Source organism: Pseudovibrio sp. W74 (genome assembly GCF_001623085.1).
GTDB lineage: Bacteria > Pseudomonadota > Alphaproteobacteria > Rhizobiales > Stappiaceae > Pseudovibrio.
Genome location: NZ_LMCJ01000050.1, coordinates 118,270 through 122,061, shown reverse-complemented (window position 1 = coordinate 122,061; position 3,792 = coordinate 118,270). Strand labels below are relative to the sequence as shown.

Genomic DNA, 3,792 nt, shown 5'->3' with positions numbered 1-3,792 from the left:
TTGATGCAGGAACCATGCAGCTATCGCGCTATAGCAATCTCTGCCATGGAAGCCATGGCCTCTGACTGGAAGATCTCAATCACTGCGAACTCCATTCAGGCTGTACAGTCCGCCATAAAAGTAGGGCTTGGAGTTTCCATTCTACCGGCCTCTGCATTGCTGGAGGACATTCCCGTGATTGAGAGCGCCCTACCAGGGCTACCAGTAACTAGCGTCTTAAGTTATTTGTCCGCACAGGAAGAAAATCCACTGGCGCAGCGCTTCATTGATTACTTGCTGTGTTATTTACAAAAGACGAGTGCTCTGCAAACTGCTTAGTTTGATGAATGTATTGACGAGATTTCATATAAGTGCTCCCTACTATTGGTCACACGTGCAGTCTTTGGTTCGCTTCGCACGACGCACTCCACACTAGTGTACTCAAGGGTTATGAAGGGTTATTTATCAAGCCGAATGAGAGGACTTGCTGCTAGCAATCTCAACCCTTGGTGGAACCAGCCGAATGGCTGCTTGTGGCCCTCAGAGCCAAGCGGATTAAAGCCAACCCTAAGTCGACATCACGCTCTGTAAAGGCTGCTCTGTCATTAAGCGAATGGCAGCTATGGTCACACCGCTACATACGCTCGCATATCTATGCAAACAGGGCCAGAAGCGGACTTTCGAGCGGTTCTACCAAGGTTGGTAGGTGTTCTAAATGGATGCAAGTTCTCTCCCAAACTCAGCAGCAGTTGGAAGTTAGCTTTTGAAGTATGTTTACCGACCTGCAGCTGTTTAAGAAAGAGCACAAGAATTAAGCGTGGAGGTATTGACCAGAATTGGCATGCAGAACTTCAAAATCAAACCAGAGGGCGACGCTGCAATATCACCTTCAGTCAGATCAACTTTGAGCTCTAAACTTTATGATTAATCACTCCTTGCATGTTGTTGATGAATGATCTCCGCTACGTTTAGCCCCATCTTTCTGCAAGTGCGTCTTCTTTCTGATTAAACTCTGCGTGGTGGAGAGCATATAAAAGTTTGAGGCATTCCCCCAAAAAGGGATCTGTATATGCGATTGCTCCAAACGTTTAAATGCTTTCGGTTTGGAATAACCCGCAGACACGGGTTATTCCATGTTGGTTATCACGCGAACATGAAGTCATCTGCCGTGATGTTGCTCACGGCAACGTCTGAAAGGGTGATGGAGCTACCCTCATAAGAAATGATGGTATCACCATCCTTCCCGGAGATGTTCAGGTCGTTGAAGCTATCGATATTGTTTTTGAATTCAATTAGATCAAAGCCATCTTCGAAGTCGATGATTTCATCAGCACCCCAATTGGTATCGAATACAAACCTGTCATTTCCGGAACCTCCGGAAAGCATGTCGTTGCCAAAACCGCCTTCAAGACGATCATGACCAGCATTGCCATAAAGAGCGTTGTCGGCAAAGTTACCGATCAGCGTGTCGTTGCCTGACCCTGCATAGGCAGTTTCAATCACTGTATCGCGCATGATGGCTAGATTGCCTTTGTAACCATTCACATCAGAATAGGTTTCTGCCAACAGCGAGATTTTCTGATCAGCACGCACAGAACTAAAGTTGAGAGTGTCCTGCCCTCCACTGTCAGAGATCGTGTAGGTTACCCGGTTTAGATCCGCCAGATCATCATAGTAACCGCCAGCGGTTGAGTTTTCGCCATAAACGGTATCACCACTGCGAATGTTATCAGCGGTACCATAGAGATCCTGCATTGCAAGAATGTCAGCAATCATTGGCGTAACGACATAGGCATAGCTAGCGTCCACAGCAGAGTTCTCGTTTTGAGAGAAGTAGGACATAACTGTGCCCTGCCAAGAATCGTTCGCATAGTGATTGTCTACACCATAGCGTGCGCTGCCGTTGTAGTTGCCAGCATGCCCCAGGCCGAGAGCATGGCCGATTTCATGGATGTAAGTCTGGAATGAATAGGAATCCAGGCTGGTTCCACTGTTCTTCAACCATGAAGTGCTTACGTTTACAATTGATGACTGAATGGTGCCGCCATATGCGCGGGAGCTTGAGTAAGCACCGCTTCTATCATCACTGAAGGTGATTTGTGCGCCAGAATTCGCCTGCTCAAAGTTGATGCCGGTAGTCATCGACCAAGCATCAAGAGCTTTGATCGCGAGAGCCTGACCATCACTGTTCAAGCTTGTTAGGTTTACCGTGATCGTGCCACCTGGTTCCACATCAAATGCACGACGGCCACTGCGCCAAGCTACATCAGTGAGCTGGTTAGCGATTTGATCATTGGTAAAGTGCCCTTCAGGCACAACGATCTCAGGGTCGGAGGTTGGCTGGGGAACTACCGGATCTGGATCTACAGGATCCGGATCTACAGGGTCTGGGTCCACAGGATCTGGGTCTACAGGGTCTGGATCTACAGGATCCGGATCTACAGGGTCTGGGTCTACAGGATCTGGGTCCACAGGATCTGGGTTCACAGGGTCCGGATCTACAGGATCTGGGTCTACAGGATCTGGGTCCACAGGATCTGGGTCCACAGGGTCCGGATCTACCGGATCTGGGTCCACAGGGTCCGGATCTACCGGATCTGGTTCCACAGGGTCTGGATCTACTGGACTGGCATTTTCGATTACGTCAATCTTATAGCTGCCAGTATAACGGTTACCAAAGGAAGAAGCCCCAATATAAAACTTGCCGCTGGAAGTGGCCGTAAACGTGATCTCAGAATTACGTCCTTCTCCACTATCGTCATCAAAGGCAATACGGTTACCATCACTATCATAAAGCGTAAGGACAGTGTTGCGAACACCGTAATACCCGGTTCCTTTTAGGGAAACTGTGTACTCTTTACCTTCTTCAAGCTCGATTGCCACAGCATCACGATCACCGCGGTAGCTCAATCTTCCAACAAAGCTCTCGCCCGCATCAATTGTATATGGTGTGGAGCGACTAAATGGGGCATCACGCCATTCATCGCCAGGTGAAGTCCATTTGTAGGGATAATAGCCATAAGGATTGTACTTATAACGGCTAGAAGAGCCCGAATAACTGTAATGCATCTTACCCTCATTTTTTACTTCAACTACAGAAGTAAAATTGAGCATCGATCAGTAACAAACAACTCTAATTAGTGTTTTTTCCCATGATAATTTTGTCCACAAAACATAATATAAACTTAAATCAAATAGAGGCAAGTATAATTAAGTATTTATTTCAAATGCACTTGACTTCTAATTACTAATCTAATCAACATTATCTAATTGATATTATAGATATATAATCTAAAAATTACCATTTATGTCGATTTCTAGGAGTTGCACTGAATAAATCTTATGCTCCATTATAAAAATTATTTACACATAATATAGCCATATTTTCATATTTTTACTTAAATCTGCTCGGTATCGAAAATTCCATCAGAGATAGGCCCAGTGGACGCACGGCAGTATATTTTGCCATCGTTAAGAACAATAAGAGAACTTTGCCGAGTAACCACAAACACCCTGATTTGTTAGGCTAATTACGCTGTTCTTAAACAGTTAATGGACGGATTAAGATCGGTAATACTGCAATCATTCGGCAATTCTAAACTTTGCTGCAGGTGCGAAAGCCTAACTATGCGAGTAATGTTTTGAGAGACGACGGGCCATTACCGGCGATTAGAGCGTTTCCATCAATAGTGAGGCAGTCTGGATTGTAGTCTTTCGGAGTTTCCGAGACCACTTCCTTTTCCTACGCAAAGGTCACAGTGCTAATGAGTAATACCGTGCTCAGGGCGGGGATAAATTAGCGGGATTGGTGGA

At 45.9% G+C, this 3,792-nt stretch carries 2 protein-coding genes; one reads left to right on the top strand and one right to left on the bottom strand.

All coding sequences use genetic code 11. From position 1 onward, the window contains the following. The coding region (locus PsW74_RS21930; protein ID WP_208988102.1) for a LysR substrate-binding domain-containing protein at window positions 1-318 on the top strand (318 nt) is incomplete at its 5' end. Window positions 319-1,122: 804 nt separating this feature from the next. Here PsW74_RS21930 and PsW74_RS21925 read toward each other — a convergent pair. Beyond that, complete coding sequence (locus tag PsW74_RS21925; RefSeq protein ID WP_193777977.1) at window positions 1,123-3,048, bottom strand: M10 family metallopeptidase; 1,926 nt, start codon at window positions 3,046-3,048, stop codon at window positions 1,123-1,125. Between the last annotated feature and the right edge of the window lie 744 nt (window positions 3,049-3,792).

Coding starts and splice junctions, on each gene's coding strand:
- PsW74_RS21925 (WP_193777977.1), bottom strand. CDS start 3,048: ATGCATTACAGTTATTCGGGCTCTTCTAGCCGTTATAAGTACAATCCT.